This window comes from Chryseobacterium taiwanense, from assembly GCF_000813825.1.
In the GTDB taxonomy this organism is placed as follows: Bacteria; Bacteroidota; Bacteroidia; order Flavobacteriales; family Weeksellaceae; genus Chryseobacterium; species Chryseobacterium taiwanense.
On the sequence record NZ_JWTA01000015.1, the window covers coordinates 156,431 to 176,125 of the forward strand.

The 19,695-nt window shown below is 34.4% G+C and carries 20 protein-coding genes and 2 tRNA genes; 10 read left to right on the forward strand and 12 right to left on the reverse strand.

Going from position 1 to position 19,695, the window contains the following annotated elements; all coding sequences use genetic code 11:
- Positions 1 to 168 precede the first annotated feature (168 nt).
- The 3 genes from RM51_RS15365 (at position 169) to RM51_RS15375 (ending at position 3,079) form a co-directional block, all read left to right on the forward strand.
- Entirely contained in the window at positions 169 to 1,965 is a 1,797-nt protein-coding gene (locus tag RM51_RS15365; protein WP_039372049.1) for a DUF885 domain-containing protein, read from the forward strand.
- A gap of 72 nt (positions 1,966 to 2,037) precedes the next feature.
- Entirely contained in the window at positions 2,038 to 2,628 is a 591-nt protein-coding gene (locus RM51_RS15370; protein WP_039371517.1) for a hypothetical protein, read from the forward strand.
- Between the two features lie 4 nt (positions 2,629 to 2,632).
- Positions 2,633 to 3,079: a DinB family protein gene (locus tag RM51_RS15375; RefSeq protein WP_039371520.1), complete on the forward strand. Its 447-nt coding sequence runs from the start codon at positions 2,633 to 2,635 to the stop codon at positions 3,077 to 3,079.
- Positions 3,080 to 3,152: 73 nt separating this feature from the next.
- Here RM51_RS15375 and RM51_RS15380 read toward each other — a convergent pair whose 3' ends face one another.
- Positions 3,153 to 3,773 (reverse strand): endonuclease III domain-containing protein, encoded by a 621-nt coding sequence (locus tag RM51_RS15380; protein ID WP_039371524.1) that lies wholly within the window; start codon positions 3,771 to 3,773, stop codon positions 3,153 to 3,155.
- 33 nt (positions 3,774 to 3,806) lie between these two features.
- Between RM51_RS15380 and bcp the strand changes: the two genes are divergently transcribed.
- Complete coding sequence (gene bcp, locus RM51_RS15385; protein ID WP_039371526.1) at positions 3,807 to 4,256, forward strand: thioredoxin-dependent thiol peroxidase; 450 nt, start codon at positions 3,807 to 3,809, stop codon at positions 4,254 to 4,256.
- 132 nt (positions 4,257 to 4,388) lie between these two features.
- On the opposite strand, the gene RM51_RS15390 is transcribed toward bcp, so the two are convergent.
- Genes RM51_RS15390 through RM51_RS15410 form a run of 5 tightly spaced genes read right to left on the reverse strand, consistent with a single transcriptional unit; the run spans position 4,389 to position 8,621 of the window.
- Entirely contained in the window at positions 4,389 to 4,931 is a 543-nt protein-coding gene (locus RM51_RS15390) for a GNAT family N-acetyltransferase (protein ID WP_052248529.1), read from the reverse strand.
- Positions 4,891 to 5,580 (reverse strand): hypothetical protein, encoded by a 690-nt coding sequence (locus RM51_RS15395; protein WP_228375822.1) that lies wholly within the window; start codon positions 5,578 to 5,580, stop codon positions 4,891 to 4,893. The genes RM51_RS15390 and RM51_RS15395 overlap by 41 nt, the downstream gene beginning before the upstream one ends.
- A 17-nt stretch (positions 5,581 to 5,597) precedes the next feature.
- On the reverse strand, positions 5,598 to 6,677 hold the full coding sequence (locus RM51_RS15400) for a mannose-1-phosphate guanylyltransferase (protein WP_039372055.1): 1,080 nt from the start codon (positions 6,675 to 6,677) through the stop codon (positions 5,598 to 5,600).
- Between the two features lie 2 nt (positions 6,678 to 6,679).
- Positions 6,680 to 7,273 carry a SprT-like domain-containing protein gene (locus tag RM51_RS15405; RefSeq protein WP_039371529.1) on the reverse strand — a complete coding sequence of 198 codons (594 nt, stop codon included), beginning with the start codon at positions 7,271 to 7,273 and terminating at the stop codon, positions 6,680 to 6,682.
- Between the two features lies 1 nt (position 7,274).
- Positions 7,275 to 8,621 carry a TolC family protein gene (locus tag RM51_RS15410; RefSeq protein ID WP_039371532.1) on the reverse strand — a complete coding sequence of 449 codons (1,347 nt, stop codon included), beginning with the start codon at positions 8,619 to 8,621 and terminating at the stop codon, positions 7,275 to 7,277.
- 99 nt (positions 8,622 to 8,720) lie between these two features.
- On the opposite strand from RM51_RS15410, the gene RM51_RS15415 reads away from it, so the two are divergent.
- From RM51_RS15415 to RM51_RS15425, 3 genes are all read left to right on the forward strand, one after another.
- On the forward strand, positions 8,721 to 9,965 hold the full coding sequence (locus tag RM51_RS15415; RefSeq protein WP_039371533.1) for a bifunctional folylpolyglutamate synthase/dihydrofolate synthase: 1,245 nt from the start codon (positions 8,721 to 8,723) through the stop codon (positions 9,963 to 9,965).
- 42 nt (positions 9,966 to 10,007) lie between these two features.
- A tRNA-Val gene (locus tag RM51_RS15420) sits at positions 10,008 to 10,082 on the forward strand.
- A 33-nt stretch (positions 10,083 to 10,115) separates the two neighbouring features.
- A tRNA-Val gene (locus RM51_RS15425) sits at positions 10,116 to 10,190 on the forward strand.
- Positions 10,191 to 10,644: 454 nt separating this feature from the next.
- Here the strand turns inward: RM51_RS15425 and RM51_RS15430 are convergent.
- The 5 genes from RM51_RS15430 to RM51_RS15450 form a co-directional block, all read right to left on the reverse strand.
- Positions 10,645 to 11,544 (reverse strand): glycosyltransferase family 2 protein, encoded by a 900-nt coding sequence (locus tag RM51_RS15430; RefSeq protein WP_039372057.1) that lies wholly within the window; start codon positions 11,542 to 11,544, stop codon positions 10,645 to 10,647.
- A 4-nt stretch (positions 11,545 to 11,548) separates the two neighbouring features.
- The gene (locus RM51_RS15435; protein WP_039371535.1) at positions 11,549 to 12,514 is read right to left on the reverse strand and encodes a glycosyltransferase family 9 protein; all 966 of its coding nucleotides are present in this window, start codon (positions 12,512 to 12,514) and stop codon (positions 11,549 to 11,551) included.
- Between the two features lie 2 nt (positions 12,515 to 12,516).
- Entirely contained in the window at positions 12,517 to 12,936 is a 420-nt protein-coding gene (locus RM51_RS15440; protein ID WP_039371538.1) for a SufE family protein, read from the reverse strand.
- Positions 12,937 to 13,075: 139 nt separating this feature from the next.
- Positions 13,076 to 14,179, reverse strand: coding sequence for a glycosyltransferase (locus tag RM51_RS15445; RefSeq protein WP_039371540.1), 1,104 nt, complete (start codon positions 14,177 to 14,179; stop codon positions 13,076 to 13,078).
- Complete coding sequence (locus RM51_RS15450; RefSeq protein WP_039371543.1) at positions 14,176 to 14,403, reverse strand: hypothetical protein; 228 nt, start codon at positions 14,401 to 14,403, stop codon at positions 14,176 to 14,178. Before RM51_RS15450 ends, RM51_RS15445 begins: the two co-directional genes overlap by 4 nt.
- 152 nt (positions 14,404 to 14,555) lie before the next feature.
- On the opposite strand from RM51_RS15450, the gene RM51_RS15455 reads away from it, so the two are divergent.
- Positions 14,556 to 17,093, forward strand: coding sequence for an ATP-dependent Clp protease ATP-binding subunit (locus RM51_RS15455; protein WP_039371546.1), 2,538 nt, complete (start codon positions 14,556 to 14,558; stop codon positions 17,091 to 17,093).
- 198 nt (positions 17,094 to 17,291) lie between these two features.
- On the opposite strand, the gene RM51_RS15460 is transcribed toward RM51_RS15455, so the two are convergent.
- Complete coding sequence (locus RM51_RS15460; protein ID WP_039371549.1) at positions 17,292 to 17,819, reverse strand: hypothetical protein; 528 nt, start codon at positions 17,817 to 17,819, stop codon at positions 17,292 to 17,294.
- A 116-nt stretch (positions 17,820 to 17,935) separates the two neighbouring features.
- Between RM51_RS15460 and mnmA the strand changes: the two genes are divergently transcribed.
- Both mnmA and RM51_RS15470 read left to right on the forward strand, forming a co-directional pair.
- Positions 17,936 to 19,123: a tRNA 2-thiouridine(34) synthase MnmA gene (gene mnmA / locus RM51_RS15465; protein WP_039371552.1), complete on the forward strand. Its 1,188-nt coding sequence runs from the start codon at positions 17,936 to 17,938 to the stop codon at positions 19,121 to 19,123.
- A 157-nt stretch (positions 19,124 to 19,280) separates the two neighbouring features.
- Complete coding sequence (locus tag RM51_RS15470; protein WP_039371553.1) at positions 19,281 to 19,592, forward strand: hypothetical protein; 312 nt, start codon at positions 19,281 to 19,283, stop codon at positions 19,590 to 19,592.
- Positions 19,593 to 19,695 lie beyond the last annotated feature (103 nt).

A 19,695-nucleotide genomic window follows, 5' to 3' on the forward strand; every position in this document is an offset into this window, starting at 1 on the left:
TATTTCTTAAAAAAAGAACTGTAATAGTATGATTGTTAAACGTTTTCAGCAAAGATAAAAAATAGATTGAATGTGAAAAATATTTTGAAAAATATTTTTGCAAAATCCACCCTTAAAATATCTGTTTTTGTTAATATTAATTACTTTTGTTTCTCAAAGATTCCGAAAATGAAAAATATTCTATTAAAAAGCATCGTTGGTCTGGGATTACTCATGAGTGTCGCTTCTTGTAAGAAGTCTGATTCACCTCTAACGAAGGTAACTCCCAGTAACTTAGATTCTATCGCATCGAACTATTACGAACAATATCTGAAACTTTATCCTCTTGAGGCTACTTCACAGGGTGATCTCAGATACAACGACCAATTGCCGATCAATATAGATAAAGATTTTATTTCGGGGGAAGTTTCTTTTTACAATTCAGTGCAGAAACAATTGGAAAATGTTGATTATAAGAATCTTTCTGATGAAGACAAAGTTGTATACGATGTACTGGATTTCATGTTGAAAGACAGAATTGAAGGCTATGCCTATCATCCTGAGTACATTCCGTTTACACAATTTGGGGGATTGCCTTTAAGTTTTCCTCTTTATGGAAGCGGACAGGGAAGCCAGCCTTTCAAAACAGAAAAAGATTACAGCGCCTGGCTAAAAAGAATGGAAAAGTTTCCGGAGTGGATGAATGCCGCTACAGATAATTTCCGTGAAGGAATTAATAATAAAATCGTACTTCCCAAAAAACTGGTGGTTAAAATGATCCCTCAAATGAGAGCGGAAGAAATCATTACGCCGGATTTAGACAAAAATATATTTTACGGACCGATCAAAAATTTCCCGAAAGACTTTTCTAAGGCTCAAAAAGAGAAGTTTTCAGAACTTTATAAAGAAACGATTCTCAAAAAAATCATTCCTGCCTATGCAAAAATGGGTGATTTCTTAGAAAAAGAATATCTTCCGAAAGCCAGAGAAACCGACGGATACAACAGCTTACCCAACGGAAAGGAAATCTATCAGTACTATGCAAAAAGTTGGACAACTACTAATAAATCACCTGAAGAAATCAACAAAATAGGTCTTCAGCAAGTTGCCATGCTTCGCGCGGAGATGGAAAAGGTAAAACAACAGGTTGGTTTCACCGGTTCGTTGGAAGAATTCATCAATTTCGTGAAAACAGATCCTAAAGCAATGCCTTATAAGACTTCAAAAGAAGTATTGGCAGCATTCAATGGAATTTTAACGAAAATTACTCCGAAACTGAAAACGATGTTCTCAGTAACTCCAAAGACCGGTTTTGAAATCAGACAGACAGAAAAATTCAGAGAAGCCAGTGCAAGTGCAGAATATATCCAGGGAACTCCAGATGGAAAAAGACCGGGAATTTTCTATGTTCCGCTTCCCGATCCTTCAAAATTCAATGTAACTTCAGGAATGGAATCTCTTTTCTTACACGAAGCTATTCCGGGACACCATTATCAGGTTTCTTTGCAGCAGGAAAATACCAAACTTCCTAAATTCATGAGATTCGGATGGTTTGGAGCCTATGGTGAAGGATGGGCGCATTATTGTGAAACTTTAGGCCCTGAATTCGGGTTGTATACAGATCCTTACCAGAAAATGGGCTATCTGAGCGACCAAATGTTAAGAGCCGTGAGATTGGTTGTAGACACTGGTTTACACACAGGAAAAATGACAAGAGAAGAAGCTATTAAATATTTCCTGAGCAATATTTCTTATGATGAAGCGGGTGCAACTGCCGAAGTTGAGCGATATATGGCAATGCCGGGACAAGCTTTAGGATATAAAATCGGTTCTTTGAGAATCCGCGAACTAAGAGAGAAATATCAAAAGGAATTGGGGACAAAATTCAATTTGGCAAGCTTCCATGATGAAGTACTGAGCCAAGGATGCCTTCCGTTGGACGTTTTAAATAGAAAAATGGAACTTTGGGCTAAAAAGCAGAAGTAATTCCTCACTAAAATAGTAAAGTCACAAATTAATTTTTGTGGCTTTTTTGTTTAGATTTGTTGAAACTAAATCATGAAGAGAACTTTAAATTTTTCATTTGTATTCATCTTTTGCTTATTCATTTTAAGTTGTAAAAAGGAGGCAAAAGCAGAATGGGCTTTTGAGAAATTTAGCGTTGATAAAGATCTTCCTAAAAACAATAACATAAAGCTTCTATCAAAATATCCTGAACTTCATTTATTTAAAAGTGAGAAATTAGAAAGCTCAACAAGGACAGCCAATATCGTTCAGGAAGACGGATTCTATATAAGATGTTACACAGAAAAAGAATACAGATTTTTTCAATTCAACGATTATAAATGCAAAGCAGAATACAAAGGAGATACCATCAATATTTGGCTTAATAATTACAATGGATATTTTGGAAATGGAGTTTTGGTGAAAGTGTTTAATCACCAGTTTTTAATTAAAGATATTGACCCGAAAGCGTTGAAGGATGAAATTAAATTTATTGAAACTCATCTCAATTCTCAGAAGCTGATTCTCAATAAAGCCATATTTCGGAAGAATGACAGTATTTATGGATTTATAGATTATAATGCGAGTCTGGATTCATTAGTTACAAAAAATTTTAGAGGATATTTTAAAACAATTATTAAATAGAAAAATGATAACAGAAAGTCTGCAATCACTTTATACAAGAGATTTAAATAAACTAAAAACAGAAATTGAGTCCTATCAAAACGAAGAAACAATCTGGAAAATTGATAAAAACATTTTAAATTCTGCCGGAAACTTATGCCTTCATTTGGTTGGAAACCTTAATCATTTTATTGGGGCACAGCTTGGAAGTTCAGACTACATCAGAAACCGTGAACTTGAATTTTCATTAAAGGATGTTCCAAGAAATGAGCTTATTGAAAAAGTTGAAAGAACATTGGAAATCGTGGTTTCAACACTTGATAAATTGACTTCGGAAGATATGGAGAAAGAATATCCTCTTGAAGCATTGGGATACAAAATGACAACTGAATATTTCCTGATCCATCTATTCGGTCATTTGAGCTATCATTTGGGGCAGATTAATTATCATAGAAGATTGTTGGATATTTAATGTAACCACCCCGTCAAAAATTCTTTGAATTTTCGCCACCCCTCCAAAGGAGGGGAATGTTGTGGCGGTCAATTTATTTTTCAAACATCATTTTCGTAAGGAAATCCTTCTCTCCTTTTCCTCTCGCCGGAGAATATTCTCTTCCGTAAAAAATAATCTGAAGGTGTAATTTATTCCATACTTCTTCTTTCCAGATATTTTTGGCATCTTTTTCCGTTTCTACAACGTTTTTTCCGGAAGTGAGCTTCCACTGCGTCATCAATCTGTGAATGTGCGTATCGACCGGAAAAGCAGGAAAATTGAAGGCCTGACTCATTACCACCGAAGCCGTTTTATGACCGACCCCGGGAAGAGCCTCTAATTCTTCATATGTTTGAGGAACTACTCCATTGTGTCTTTCTAAGAGAAGTTCTGCCATTCTTTTCAGGTTTTTGGCTTTTGTATTCGCTAATCCTATTTCTTTGATCAGTTCTTTGATTTCAAATACTTCTAGTTTTGCCATTCGTTGTGGCGTTCCCGCTACCGCAAAAAGATCGGGAGTTACCTGATTTACTTTTTTATCTGTCGTTTGTGCAGACAATGCTACAGCAACCATTAAAGTATAAGGATCGGTATGATCCAACGGAATAGGAACGACTGGATATAGTTTTTCTAATTCTATCTGAACAAGTTCGGCTCTTTGCTTTTTTGTCATTTAACTATTAAATTTGAACAAAATTAAATCATTATGCTGAAAGTTGGAGATAAACTACCACAATTTGAAGGAACAAATCAGAATGGAGAAACGGTAACCTCTGAAAAATTAATCGGAAAAAAACTTGTAGTTTTCTTTTATCCAAAGGCAATGACTCCAGGCTGTACAGCAGAAGCCTGTAACCTCAGCGAAAACTATGAATATTTACAAAAGCAAGGCTTTCAAGTATTGGGTATTTCTGCAGACTCCGTAGCGAAACAAAAGAAGTTTCATGAAAAATATAATTTCGCTTATGATTTAATTGCTGATGAAAATCGTGATATCATCGAAAAATTCGGTGTTTGGCAACTTAAAAAATTCATGGGAAGAGAATTTATGGGAATTGTTCGCACCACTTTTATTTTTGATGAAAATGGAATCTGCACCGAGGTTATTGAAAAAGTAAAAACCAAAGAACACGCTTCACAGATTTTGAAAGGATAGTTATTTCGTTTCTTTCATTATTAAAAAAAATAACCATTAAGGAATTAAGAAAATTAAGGAAAAATCAATGATACTTTCATTGCATCTCATCTTAATTCCTTAATGGTAAAAAATAAAACTGAATAGTATTCGTTATTCAGTTTCGTAATACCTCAACTCCTCATCTTCCCCCGGAAGAGTTACATGTTTCTTGAATTTTAAGCCTAATTTTTCGATTAATTTCTGAGAAGAAAAATTCTCTTTTGCAGTAATGGCAGAAAGCTTTTTAAGCCCAAAATCATCCATTCCGATAGATTTTACTTTTAAAGCACCTTCATAAGCGTATCCTTTGCCTTCATATTCGTCTAAAAGAGAAAAGCCAATATCTACAATATCTAATCCGTCACGTTCGAAAATTCCTACCCCTCCTATTTTGTGGTTCCCCTCTTTTGTTATGAGCAAATAATTTCCAAAACCAAGTTTTTCAAACTGAGGAAGAAACTTATTTCTGATATACTCTTCTGCATCGGAAACCGTTTTTATATTTCGATCTCCAATGAACTGAATAAACTTAGGTCTGTTATAAAGATCAAGAATAAACGCTCCATCATCCAAAGACATGGGACGAATGATTAATCGCTCTGTTTCGTAGATATTATCTGCGTTTTGTGGAGGAGTTTGATTTTTTAGGCTCATCTTTTGGGGTTTCTTTTTTCTCTATTTTTAAAAGCCTCGGATTGTTGGTACATTTCTTATTATAAAGCTCTATATAGGTTCCATCGTCTTTTGTATTTGTAATTTCACCCTTAGCTTTACTCACCGTTATATTAAAATGCTTTTTTTGATAAGGACATTCTTTTGAAGTAAGCTTTCCTACCTCCAGATAATAATTAGCATTATCTTCTGAGTAATTTCCTGCTAAATCATTAAATTCTTCATCTACAAAGTATCCTTCAGCAGTAAGCATGATGGCCGCTTCTTCTACGTTATCAATTTTACCTATAAATTTTTTAACTGCAGGAAGATCGGTTATATATTCAATCTTTCCGCCTGAAGAAGAAACGATATAAAAGAACCCGTTTTCATCAGGAAACAGATTAAATCCTGAAGTTTGTGGGGTATAATCTTTTTTAGTTCCTACAGTCTTTACTTCCTGATTCTTGCCATAACTGCTATGAACCAAAATCCAGAAATCTGTTTTCTGATTAGGAATAATACCCTGTAGAATATTAGAGTAGCCTGTAAAGTGTTTTTTCTCCTGAGAATAAGCGGTTATTCCCAAAAATAATAAAGAAAAGAGTCCAAATTTTAAAATTACTTTTATCATAGCTAAAATAAGAGACATAAAGCATGCCATTTTAATTACATAAAGCGCTCTCCTTTTTTGAAGTTTTTAAGATCTAAAACATAATCTTTTATCAACTGATCATGATCTCTGGGACAAATAAGAAGTACTTTATCTGTATCTACAACGATATAATCTTTTAATCCGTCTATCACCACCATTTTATTATTTTTAGTGTGAATGATGTTTCCTTCCGCATTATACGTTAAAAGATGTTTCTGATTTACCGAGTTTTGGTTTTTATCTTTCTCTGTATTTTCATAAACTGAAGTCCAGGTTCCCAAATCGCTCCATCCCAGATATGCAGGAATTACGTAAACATTCTTTGCTTTTTCCAGAATCCCGTTATCGATAGATATTTTCTGAACTTTTGGATAAATAAGTTCTATACAGCTCTGCTCATTGCCTGCATTATAATCGCATGCCATAAAGTGCTGTGTCATATCCGGAAGATACGTTTCGAACGCATTATGAATGCTTTTAATATTCCAAATAAATATCCCTGCATTCCAAAGGAAGTCTCCACTATCCAAAAAGCTTTGTGCTATTTCTAAAATAGGCTTTTCAGTAAACGTTTTTACTTTGAAATACTCCGCGTTTTTCTTTTCTACAAACTGAATATAACCATATCCCGTATCCGGTCTTGTTGGCGTAATTCCTAAGGTTACCAAATACTCGTTTTCAGATGCCAAATTAAAAGCCAATTCTAATTTTTGTAAAAAGACATCCTCTTTAAGAATTAAATGATCGGCTGGCAAAACAACCATCGTCGCATTCGGATTTTTTTCAGCTATTTTATTAGCCATATACAGATTGCAGGCCGCCGTATTTTTCATCAATGGCTCTCCCACAATATTCTCTTCCGGAATCTCCGGCAATTGCTGATGAGACACCCCTACATATTCCTTATTTGTAATTACAAATATATTCTCTGAAGGAATTATTTTACTGATTCTGTCATACGTCTGCTGAATCATCGTTCTTCCCGTTCCCAAAATATCCTGAAACTGTTTCGGGAATTTTTGTGTACTTAAAGGCCAAAATCGGCTTCCAATTCCACCGGCCATTATTACACAGTATTTATCTGACTGTAACATGTTTACATACATTTTTCTACCCTAGCCAACGGTTTGAAAGAGTACTTCCTTCCGGTAACCAGATTCTTACAAAGATAGTTTTTTTTAATAAGTCCTTCCTGCAGATATTTTTGATTTTGATAAACAAAAAATCCTCCGGTCTCTATTTCTTCGATATAGCAAGAATTATCATCTGCCGAATTCCCTGAATGAAAAAACTTTACCAGATCCGGACTTGCCATAAAATTGGCTTTGGGAGATTTTGAAAACTTAATTATAATAGGTTTTAATTCATCTTCATACACCTCAACGCTTTCCAAAAGCATTTCTCTGAACGTATGTTTCCATTCGTTTCCGTGAGGCGATATCCTTCTTCCATACTTCTCAAAAGCAATAAGATGTGCCAACTCATGAGTCAGCACAAAGAAAAAAAGTTGTGGAGATAATGTCGAATTTATTGTTATTTCATGGGATTTATCCGGTAATTTCCTATAGTCTCCCAATTTTGAACTTCGGTCTCTGGTAATTTTTATATGAATATAATAATCAGAGAACCATTTCTTCAAATATGCAAGTGTATTTTGAGGTAAATATTTTTCTAATGACTGAATTGACATTCTACAAACTTAGTGGAATTCCTGCATAGAAATTCAATAATTTTAAGCTAAATAGATAATTATATTTTGCCTGTGCTACAGAACCTTGCGCATTCGCATAATTATTTCTGGCAACATTCAGATCAAAAATAGTCGTTCTTCCCGCAGCATAACTTTTCTCAGCAAAATCCATAGAAAGTTTAGAGCTTTTCTCGGCTTCCACTGCTGACAAATAAGTTTCGTAATTTGCATCAGCATCAAACTGTGCTTTCTGAACATTTTGTCTTACCGTCTGCTTCTGTTGTTCAAAAGAGTTTTTGGCAACACTTTCGTTAATCTTTGACTGCTCTACCTGAAGTTTTGTAATTCCTTTATTAAAAATCGGAATATTGACTGACAAAGCTGCCTGCTGTCCAAAGTTATCTTTATACTGCCCAAATAAATTTCTTTCGTAAACAGGCCTTGCCAAATCATCCACTCCTACGATATCCGTATTAAGCAGGTTGTTGTAGAAAGACCCTATACTTGCACTTGCCGTTACTGTAGGCCAGAAAGCAGTTTTTGAAACTTCTGTCTGAGCTTCCGCAGATTTTATTCTACTTTCTGCTGCTTTGATCTGAGGCTGAGATTCGTAAGCCGTTGCTAAAACCTCATTAACCGATTTCAACTCCGGAGTCAATTGACCAGGAACACTTACGTCTTCTACATCAAAGTTTTTATAATCCGGCAATTGTAAAAGCTGAGCCAAAGCAAATTGACTTCTCCCAACATTAATTTCAGCCGTTTTAAGGTTTTGTTTTTCTCTAGCCAATGCTGCTTCAGCTTCCGCCAAAACAGTTTGCGCCGTAGTACCTACTGATGTTGTTATTTTCGCTTTGTCATATTGCTTTTTAGCGTTTGCAACTGTACTTTCAGAGATCTTTACAATTTCCTTATTCAATAACGTCGTTAAATATTGTTGTGCAATTTGTAATGAGATGTCATTCTTAATGGTTTCTACATCATATAAGCTGGCTTCTAAATCATACTCAGTTTTTCTAAGTGTTTTATCTAGTCTTCCGTTGTTGTATACCAAAATTTCAGCTCCTAGGCTTGCGCTGTTTCGAAAGACATCATTTCTTAAACTTCCTGTTCCGAAAGATGTTTGTCCAAAGCTAACGGTATTTCCTATACTTCCGGAAACAGTAGGGAGATAATTTTTTTTGGCAATTTTTAGGTTGGCATCCTGAGTTTGTTTTGAGTATTCATTTTGTATTACCTGCAGATTATTTTTCACAGCATAATCTACACATTCTCTCAATGACCACCTTTTCTGAGCATTTAGCCCCAAGCAACTCAACCCTAAAATAATTACCAAAACTTTTTTCATAATTCAGCTTTTTTTCACATTAGACGCGAAGATGTAAAAAAAGTTACAATTAAAAAAAATTAATGTCCCTTTTTAAAAAACTTTTGAGAATTTTGTATCATGACAAATGAACAATACCAAGAAGCCGTGGAATGGCTTTTCGTACAAGCTCCTAATTATCAAATCGATGGCCAAAAAGCATATAAACCAGGCCTACAAAATATAACCAGACTTTGCGATTTCTTTGGGAATCCTCAAGAAAAAATAAAATGTATTCATATTGGAGGAACAAACGGAAAAGGATCTTCAAGTAACATGCTTGCTTCTGTGCTTCAAGAAGCTGGTTACAAAATCGGACTTTACAATTCCCCTCACCTGATTGACTTTACAGAACGTATAAAGGTAAACGGTAAAAATTGTGATAAAGAATTTGTCTTTGAATTCATTCAAAAACTAAAAAATCTTCCGGAAGATATTCGTCCTTCGTTTTTTGAATTTACTACCGTTATGGCTTTTGAATATTTTTATCAGCAGAATGTTGATTTTGCCATTATTGAAGTTGGACTAGGCGGAAGATTGGATTCAACAAACATCATTAAACCATTAGTTGCAGCCATCACAAATGTTCAGTTAGATCATCAAAATATTTTAGGAGATACCATTGAAGAAATTGCTGGGGAAAAAGCCGGAATTATTAAAAATCTGATTCCTATTATTTCTGGCGATGAAAATGATGCTGTAAAAAATATCATTCAAAATAAAGCAAATCAAGAAAATGCCCCTTTTATTGATGCTACTTTGTTGAAAACAGAGCTTACTTCAGATCTAAAAGGAAATTATCAGTCTAAAAACATTAAAGTGGTTTTAGCTTTAATTGAAGAACTAAAAAAATTAGATCTATCCATTTCTGATAAAAATATTGAAGAAGGCCTTTTACACGTTCATCAAAACACCAATTTTATTGGTCGTTGGTTTGAATTCTCTAAAATGCCCTTGACAATCTGTGACACAGGACACAATCAAGCCGGATTAGAGTTCGTTTTTGAACAGTTAAATTCTATTGAGAAACACAAACATATTGTTTTAGGCTTTGTGAATGACAAGAAAATAGATGAAGTAACCAAAATTTTACCCGAAAATTCTGAGTTCTATTTTGCAAAACCATCCATAAACAGAGGAAGGCATCCTAAAGATTATGAGAATTTACTGATTGAGGCAAAAATTTCTTATAAAATTTTCAATTCCGTACAGGAAGCCTATCTATCTGCGAAAGAACAATGTACAAACGAAGAAATGATTTTTATTGGCGGAAGTAACTTTGTAGTGGGAGAATTTTTAGAAAAAAATTTGGAGGTTTATAAATAAGTTGTATATTTGCACCACTCTAAACGAGGAAACAAGTACAGAGGGTTCTTAGCTCAGTTGGTTCAGAGCATCTGGTTTACACCCAGAGGGTCGGGGGTTCGAATCCCTCAGGACCCACAGAAAAGGAAACGAAACCTTTCAAAAAAATTCGGGTTCTTAGCTCAGTTGGTTCAGAGCATCTGGTTTACACCCAGAGGGTCGGGGGTTCGAATCCCTCAGGACCCACAAAAAACTCTCTTTTTCAAGAGAGTTTTTTTATTTTTATAATTTCAGCTTTTCGCAAGAATCTTCCTTGGATTAAATCCTTACAAATCATATTTATTTAAAACTTATTAGAAGGGTTAATTTCCTTTCATTTTTCACAAACCTCTCCCACGTGCCAAAACACTTCTACAAGGTCAAATTCCTCATCAATAAAGCTGAATACAGTCTTATAAATTCTTTTCTACATATTTTTTAGAAAGATTATTATTTATTCTGGCCCGGCGCATAGGGTTTTGCGGATTTAGATCCTGTCACTTTTTTCACCTGACCCGGAGGCAGACCATGGTTACCGTTAGACTTTATTCCTACACAGGATGTAAGAAACAAACCTAGTACAACCATTATACCTATTTTTTTAAATGTTTTCATGATGAATTCTTTTATTAGATAAATAAAAAACTATGCCATTATAGCATTAACGCATTTCTTTCAACAGCAATCCTAGTTTATAAAAATCTAAATATCTAAGATTAACATTTCCTTTTAAAAGTTTTTTTTCTAAACCAACTTTTATTATTTGAAACAAATTTGCAAATAGAATTATTAAAAACTTTTCATTTATTCGATTATATGCTTTTACAATCTTAATTTCAGTCAAGTTTGATTTCAAATTTTTATCCTGTAGCATTTTTGCTAAACTTTCCATTGACTCGTTTACCTTGATTAAATACTTCTCATTCGTTTCCAGATCATTATTAAAAATAGCATTCTCAATGTGATCAATCAATACACCTTCTCTTTTTAATTCCATTGCAAAAAGGAGATCTTCGTAACCATATTTTTGAAATTCAGGATTAAAAGGTATTTTTTCAAGAACTTCTCTGTTAATAATGAAATTATTAGTTTGGAAACACAAATAAGGCTTTTCTTGTCGTTGCTTAACGGGAGGATTTTCTCTTTCTATCGCAAATTTCCATCGGAGGCGATGGTTTTTATCTGGCGGAAAATTTGCAACTTTTCGCCCTCCATACACAATATTTGCGCCTTTATTATTTACTATAAATTGAATATATGATGATAAGAAAGTATTTGAAATAATTTGACCATCACAATCAAGAAACAAAAGATAGTCACCTTTTGTATAATTTAAAAACAAGTTTCTTATTCTTGTTCTCCCTATATTTTTTTCGAGAAAAACAAATGCTTGTACCTCCTTCTGAAGCTCAGAATTGATTATTGTAAAGCTTTCTTCCGATGCATCATCAATAAGAATAATTTCGGCATCTATTTTATTATTTTCAATTTCTTTTTTTAAATCAAAAACCAGCTCTCTTACATCAAAATTATATACAGGAATACAGATAGAAAGCTTCATTGGATTAAATTTTTTCGACAATTTTTTGCACGTCAAGTTCTTCCAGACACGCCCAATCTCCTCGATAGCATTCTTTATCTCCAAAAACAGAACACGGCCTGCAAGTCAGATCCTCTATCTGAACCACATCATCTTCACTTTGCCCAAAGCCTAAAAATCCGGCATAAGGGTGCGTCGATCCCCAAATAGAAATACATCTCGTTCCCATCAAACTTGCCAAATGCATATTTGCAGAATCCATAGAAATCATCAATTCCAGTTCTGAAATTTTATTCAATTCTTCTGAAAGACTCAATTTTCCTGATAAGCTATACGTATTCGGAATCTCCTTCTCCCACTTTTCTAAGGTTTCCGTTTCTTTTTTTCCACCCCCGAAAAAGTAAACTTTCTGTTTTTGGGCTAAAATCCTTGCTAATTCATAAGATTTTTCCAAGGGAAGCATTTTCCCTTGATGTTGAGCAAAAGGAGCGAAACCAATGCCCGATTTATTTTTTGAATTCGGTCTTAACTGATGGGACAGATTTACTTTGAATCCCATTTCCCGGAAAACATCTGCATAACGTTCAACCGTTTTTTTCAACTGAACTTTATTCAGATTCCAAATATCTGTCAATCGTTCCTTTTCTTCTTTTCCTTTATTGATTTTAAAGACTTTAAGTCCTTTTCTTCTATAAATTTTATCTAAAATTTTTGTTCTGATCACATCATGAAGATTGGCGATCAGGTCAGGTTTAAATTCTTTAATTAATTCATTTGCTAATCTGTTGAGTCCAAAAAAACCTTTGTAATCATCGAGATTGATTCCTTTGAATATAACATTCGGAATATCAGCAAATAAACTCTCAAAATTTTTCCGGGAGACCATTATAATCTCCACATCCGGATTTTGTTCCAGAAATTCACGGAAAACCGGAGCTATCATTGCAACATCACCAAAAGCCGAAAAACGATATGCTAAAATTCTTGTCACAATTACGATTTCAACTGATAAGCAACTGCGTAAAACTTAATTTGCTTGGTCATAGCCATTAAACCATTGGCTCTAGAAGGAGAAAGAAACTCCTGTAAACCGATTTCCGAAATAAACTCGAAATCAGAATCCAAAATTTCCTGTGTAGAGTGACCACTGTAAATACTCACTAAAAGAGAAACAATTCCTTTTGGTAGAATACCGTCAGAATCAGCATTAAAAAATAATTTTCCGTCTTTGAATTCTGCATCGATCCAAACTTTACTTTGGCAGCCTTTGATTAGATTTTCATCAGTTTTTTTATCCTCAGAAAGCCCTTTCAGCTCCTTTCCAAGATCAATGATATACTCATATTTCTGCTCCCAATCTTCAAGAAACGCAAATTCGTCGACAATTTCCTGCTGTTTTTCCTTAATGGTCATGTTCTATACTTTCTTTATGCAAAGATACTAAATTTTAGAGTTTTTACATTTTATGTTAAGTTCAGACCAATCCATTGGAAGAATAAATGATAGATTGAAATTGTAATTAATTGTTCTGATTTTTAAATGTAAAAACAGTTTAAGAATAATGAGAAGCCATTTCAAAAACCTGCAGCAACTTTATCTCTTCATTTTCCCAGCAAAGGACATCTGCAGCTTTTTCAAGCTCAGTTTGATAATCTTTACGTCCTTTATTCAAAATACTTTTTAGAGCTTCTGCAATGGTGGAAGGTTCATGATTTTTAATGATTTCCCCCACATTAAACTGATTTTTGATATTCAGCATTTCCGGAAGATTTGCTAAAAGTAATGGCACTCTGGCCTGAATGCAATCCAGCACTTTATTCGGTAAAGAATAGTAATAACTTTCTCCCCCATTCTCTTCGATGCTCATTCCGCAATCTACAGTCAGAGTAATTTTTCTTAAATCATCGGGATGTAATTTTCCTAGGAACTTAACTTTATGCTGAAGATTCTCTTTAAGAACCAATTCTTCATATTCCTTTTTCCTTGGTCCGTCTCCAGCAATTTGAAAAACAACATTTTCTACATGATGCATTGCCAGAATTGCTTTATCAATTCCCCGAAAAGGATTGATTGCTCCCTGATATAAAAGAATTTTAGGATTATTATCCGGAATTTCTTGATTAAAATCTAATTTTCTTGGTGCATTCTGAACCACAACAGGATTAATTCCGTATCGATTTTTAAACCAATTGGCATATCCTGAACTTGCCGTAATCATCAGTTTAATCTTCGGAACAATTGTCTTTTCTAAGTATCTCCACAATTTTTGTGACATTTTGCCCTGAATTGCAGGCATTTCTGAAAAAATTTCATGACTGTCAAAAACCAATGGAATATTTAATTTTTTAGCAACCAGATAATTCGGTAATAAGGCATCCAAATCATTGGCATGAAGGATCGTATGTTGATCTGCTTTTTTCTTTAATTGATGGTACAATTTCCAGTTGAATTCAAAGTAAGCTGTTTTTAAACTTTTTGAAGCTAATTGTATTCTGGAAAATGGATAAGGTCGAGACATTTCCTCCGCCCCATTCCAATCATTTCCGATGAGTTCAATATCGTACCCGTTTTCATATAAAGTTCTGCAAACCTTTTCTATACGCTGATCTGTATACAAGTTGCTAAACGCAGAAGTGATAATTTTTCTCTTACTCATTGCTTCTTTTTATCCGCCAAAAGATGGTAAATTTGTATAAAGCAAATTAATCCGTTGGGAATAATTACCGGCCAAAGCATTCCGCTGAAAAAGCCATAAATGACAAAACAGATACAGCCAATCATATTCACAACCCTGATTTTTCTTATATCTTTCAATATGAAACTCAGCACAATAAAAAGTGAAGCGGAATATCCGATATAAGTAGCAATTTCGGGAATCATGAGAAAAATTTTGAGAATAACAAACTTAATCATTTTCAATAAGATAATAAAATTTTTTCTGCCATAAAGTCATTTATTGATTTTTGGTAAAATATTTGTAATTTAGATAATGAATAAATGGCAATGTTGCTTTTATTCTAATGAGATATATTATGGATTATAAGTTTTCACAAGGTTTGAGCCAGGTGTTCAAACAAAGCAAAAGCGAAGCTAAAAGGCTAAAAAGTGAATTTCTTAATACAGAACATCTACTTTTAGGTATTATAAAAACGGAAAACTCTGCGAAAGAAATCCTTCAAAACCTTAATGCGGATTTAACACAAATCAGAAGAAAAATTGAAACTCTAAATACAGCAAGTCTTAATCCTATTTCTGAAGAGGTTACCAATATTTCTTTCACGAAGATGGCGGATCACGCTATCAAACGTGCGGAGTTAGAATGCAGACAATATAAGAGCAATGAGATTAATACCGTTCATTTGCTTTTAGGCATTCTTTATAAATATGAAGACCCTACTTCAAATATTTTAGGCGCTTACGATATCGACTATGAAGGTGTTTCAAGAGAATATCAAACAATGCTTAAAAATTCCGGACAGGCCCCTCAAATGAGTGCTTATGACGATGATGATGAAAGAGAGGAATTTGAGCAAATGAGAAAGCCTACAGGAAATCTAGGTTCTGCAAAAAGTAAAACTCCTACTTTGGATAACTTTGGTAGAGACTTAACTTCTTTGGCAAGAGATGGAAAATTGGACCCTGTAATCGGCCGAGAGAAAGAAATTGAGAGAGTTTCTCAGATCTTATCGCGTAGAAAGAAAAACAATCCGCTTCTTATCGGGGAGCCGGGAGTTGGTAAGTCTGCGATTGCGGAAGGTTTGGCATTAAGAATTCAACAGAAAAAAGTGTCCAGAGTTCTTTACGGAAAACGAGTGATCACTTTAGATCTGGCAAGTTTAGTTGCCGGAACTAAATACCGTGGTCAGTTTGAAGAAAGAATGAAGGCTATCATGACCGAACTGGAAAAAAACAGAGATGTCATCTTATTTATTGATGAGCTTCACACTATTGTAGGTGCAGGAAGTTCAACAGGAAGTTTGGATGCATCAAATATGTTCAAACCGGCTTTAGCAAGAGGAGAAATTCAATGCATCGGAGCGACTACTTTGGATGAATACCGTCAGTATATTGAGAAAGACGGTGCGTTAGAAAGAAGATTCCAGAAAGTAATGGTGGAACCTACTTCTATTGATGAAACCATTCAGATTTTAAATCAGATCAAAGACAAGTATGAAGAGCATCACAATGTAATTTATACTCCGGAAGCAATTGCGGCGTGTGTCAATTTGACATCAAGATATATTACAGACCGTTTCTTACCGGACAAAGCAATTGATGCGATGGATGAAGCCGGATCCCGTGTTTATATTAAAAACATGAAAGTTCCTACTGAAATCATTGATTTTGAAAAGAAAATCGAGGATATCAAAGAAATGAAGCAGAAAGCTGTAAAAGCTCAGGATTATCTTGAAGCCAGAAAGTTGAAAGATGAAGAAGAAAGACTTCAAATGGAACTGAATTCAGCTCAGGATAAATGGGACAAAGATGTGAAGGAGAAAAAAGAAACCGTAACAGAAGAAAATGTTGCAGAAGTAGTTTCTATGATGAGTGGTGTTCCGGTAACGAAAGTTGGTAAGAATGAGCTTGATAAATTAGCTCAGATGGATGAAAAACTAAATGGAAAAGTAATCGGTCAGGAAGACGCTGTGAAAAAAGTTGTGAAAGCAATTCAAAGAAACAGGGCTGGTCTTAAAGATCCGAACCGCCCGATTGGTACATTCATTTTCTTAGGGACAACCGGAGTTGGTAAAACTGAGTTGGCCAAAGTAATGGCAAGAGAATTATTCGAATCTGATGAATCTTTGATCAGAATCGATATGAGTGAATATATGGAAAAATTCGCAGTTTCAAGATTGGTTGGTGCGCCTCCGGGATACGTTGGATACGAAGAAGGTGGACAATTAACTGAAGCTGTAAGAAGAAAACCTTATGCTGTGGTTCTTTTGGATGAGATCGAGAAAGCTCACCCAGATGTATTCAATATCTTGTTACAGATCTTAGATGAAGGTCACGTTACCGACAGTTTAGGTAGAAAAATTGATTTTAGAAATACTATTATCATCCTTACTTCAAACATCGGAACAAGAGATCTTAAAGATTTCGGAGACGGTGTAGGATTCGGAACATCTGCTAAGAAAACAAGTTCTGATACCAGAGCAAGAAGCACGATCGAAAATGCTCTTAAAAAAGCATTTGCTCCTGAATTCTTAAACAGAATTGATGATATTGTGATCTTCAACTCTCTTGAGCAAAATGACATCAAGAAAATCATTGATCTTGAGCTTGGTAAATTGTACAGCAGACTTGAAAAATTAGGATATAAAGTTGAATTAACTGACGAAGCAAAAGACTTTATTTCTGAAAAAGGCTGGGATAAAGATTTTGGAGCAAGACCATTGAAACGAGCTATCCAGAAGTATATTGAAGATTTATTGGCAGAAATGCTTGTAAACAAACAATTAAGTGAAGGAGAAACTGTAATTCTTGATCTTAATGAAGCAAAAGACGGATTGATCGGAAAAGCACCAAAAGCGAAAAAATCATCGGCTGAAAAGTCTTCTCAATCATAAATACATAGTTTGATCATATTAAAAAACTCCGAGATAATCTCGGAGTTTTTTTGTTTTAAATATGTTTGATTAAGATTTTCTCCCACAGATTTCACAGATTTTCACAGATGTCTAATCTATTCTTACAGGTTTTACAGATTACGCAGATTTTCTTCACAATCATCCGTGAAAACCTGCGAGATCCATGAGAAGTAAAAATTAAAGTCCAATCACAAATCCTATATTCGGAACCAAACCACTCGAAAAAATACTTGAGTTTTCTTTCCAAAGAACATTATACATTAATCCGATTTGCATAAAAGAATTATTTCCGATTCTCTGCATATATCCTCCACCTAGATATAATGCTTCTTCATCTTCATTTGCCTTAAAATCGTAAATTTTATCTTTATAATTAATGAAATAATGTTGGTAATTGGCACTTAGATAAAAAGTTCTTGCGATATAATAATTCAGAAACGGCCCAACCCCAAGCATAGTAGAGCTATATGCATTGGATTTCTGCCAAGAGATGCTCCCTAAAACTCCGCCTTCGAGATCATTGGTAAGCCTGTATCCTACTCTTGGAGCTGCTGAAAGGTTAAAGTAATTGTTACTTCCAAAGCCAAAGCCAATTCCACCTCCAAAAGTCCAGCGGTTGTTGTTTTGTGATGAAGTTCCTACCGAAACCTGAGAAAATATTGTTCCTGAAATCATCAGAAACAAGGGAATAATAAACTTTTTCATATTAATATTGTTTTTGTCGATGTTTAAAATTATGGTTTTTTTACGAATTTTTTAGTTGTATTTTTGCGGCGTCAAACTAAGAACTCCCGTTAAGAGTTTCGTAAAATTGAAATACAATGAAAGTAGTAGTAGGCCTCTCCGGAGGTGTAGACTCAAGTGTGACAGCATATTTGCTGCAACAGCAAGGTCATGAAGTCGTGGCTTTGTTTATGAGAAACTGGAATGATGCTTCGGTAACGTTAGAAGACGAATGCCCTTGGATTGAAGACAGTAATGACGCTCTAATGGTCGCTCAAAAGCTTGGAATTCCTTTCCAAGTAATCGATATGAGTGAACTTTACAAAGAAAGAATTGTTGATTACATGTTCGATGAATATCAGAAAGGAAGAACTCCGAATCCTGATGTTTTGTGCAACAGAGAGGTAAAATTTGATGTTTTTATGAAAACAGCAATGTCTTTGGGTGCAGATAAAGTAGCAACCGGACATTATGCAAGAGTGGATTCAACCACTGATGAAAATGGCAAAGAAATTTTTCATTTGTTGGCTGGAAAAGACAACAATAAAGATCAATCTTACTTCTTATGTCAATTGAGCCAGGATCAATTATCTAAAGCCTTGTTTCCGATTGGAGAGCTTACAAAGCCTCAGGTAAGAGAAATCGCTAAGGAAATCGGATTGGTAACAGCGGATAAAAAAGATTCTCAAGGACTATGTTTTATCGGAAAAGTAAGTTTACCACAGTTTTTACAACAACAATTGGTTCCGAAAGAAGGTGAAATCGTAGAAATTTTCAAAGACTCTCCCCTTTTTGCTCAGGAAATTCCTGTATTTACTTCAAAACAAGAAGAACTTGAATATCTATGTCAAAAAATTAATTATAAAAAAACGGACGGAAAAGTAATCGGAAAGCATCAAGGTGCCCAATTTTTCACGATCGGACAAAGTAAGGGGTTAGGAATCGGCGGACACAAAGAAAGCTGTTTTATCATCTCCAGAGACATGGAAAACAACATCCTTTTCGTAGGAGAAGGACATCAGTTTCCGGGACTACTGAAAAAAGCTCTTAAAATTGATAATTCTGAGCTGCATTGGGTTCGTGAGGATCTGAGACTGAAAAATGGTGAATCTATGGAAGTAATGGCCAGATTCAGATACAGACAGCCTTTGCAAAAAGCCACTTTATACCAGTTTGAAAGTGCTTTCTATGTAGAGTTTGAAGAACCTCAGTCTGCAATAGCAGAAGGACAGTTCGCATCATGGTACAATGATGAGGAACTTTTAGGAAGTGGAGTTATATCATAAAACGATATTTTTTCATACATCGATCAAATTTCATTATTCATCTATAAAAAAGGCTTATACTTCTATAAGCCTTTATTTGCGACTATTTCAGGCATATCTCTTGTTTATTCTAAAGTAAGAAAAACAAAAAAAATATAAATCTTAAAATTTGATTATTATGAAAAAGTTAGTTTTAGTAGTAGGTTTATTTATCGCATTCGCTACAAATGCACAGCAAAGACAAGACGGTTTTAGAAATAACCAGGTAGAATTTCACCAAAACCAAAAAGATTTTGGAGGATTGAAATTGACTCCTTCTCAGGAAAGAAAAATCAATGCACTTTCAAGAGAGAGATTAAGCCAAAGAGATTATGAAATACGTCTTAAAAAAATCCTTACAAGAGAACAATATTTTAAATATACTCAACAGCACGGAAAAGACTTTAACAACGGTAAAAAAGTAGCTTTCAACCGCTCTTTTAGAAACTAAGCTAAAGTCATACTTTAAAATCACGGGAATAGTATTTCCGTGATTTTTTATTTTTTTGAAATTTTTCTGTAACGAATTTTAAGTTTTCATACTTACTGATTAA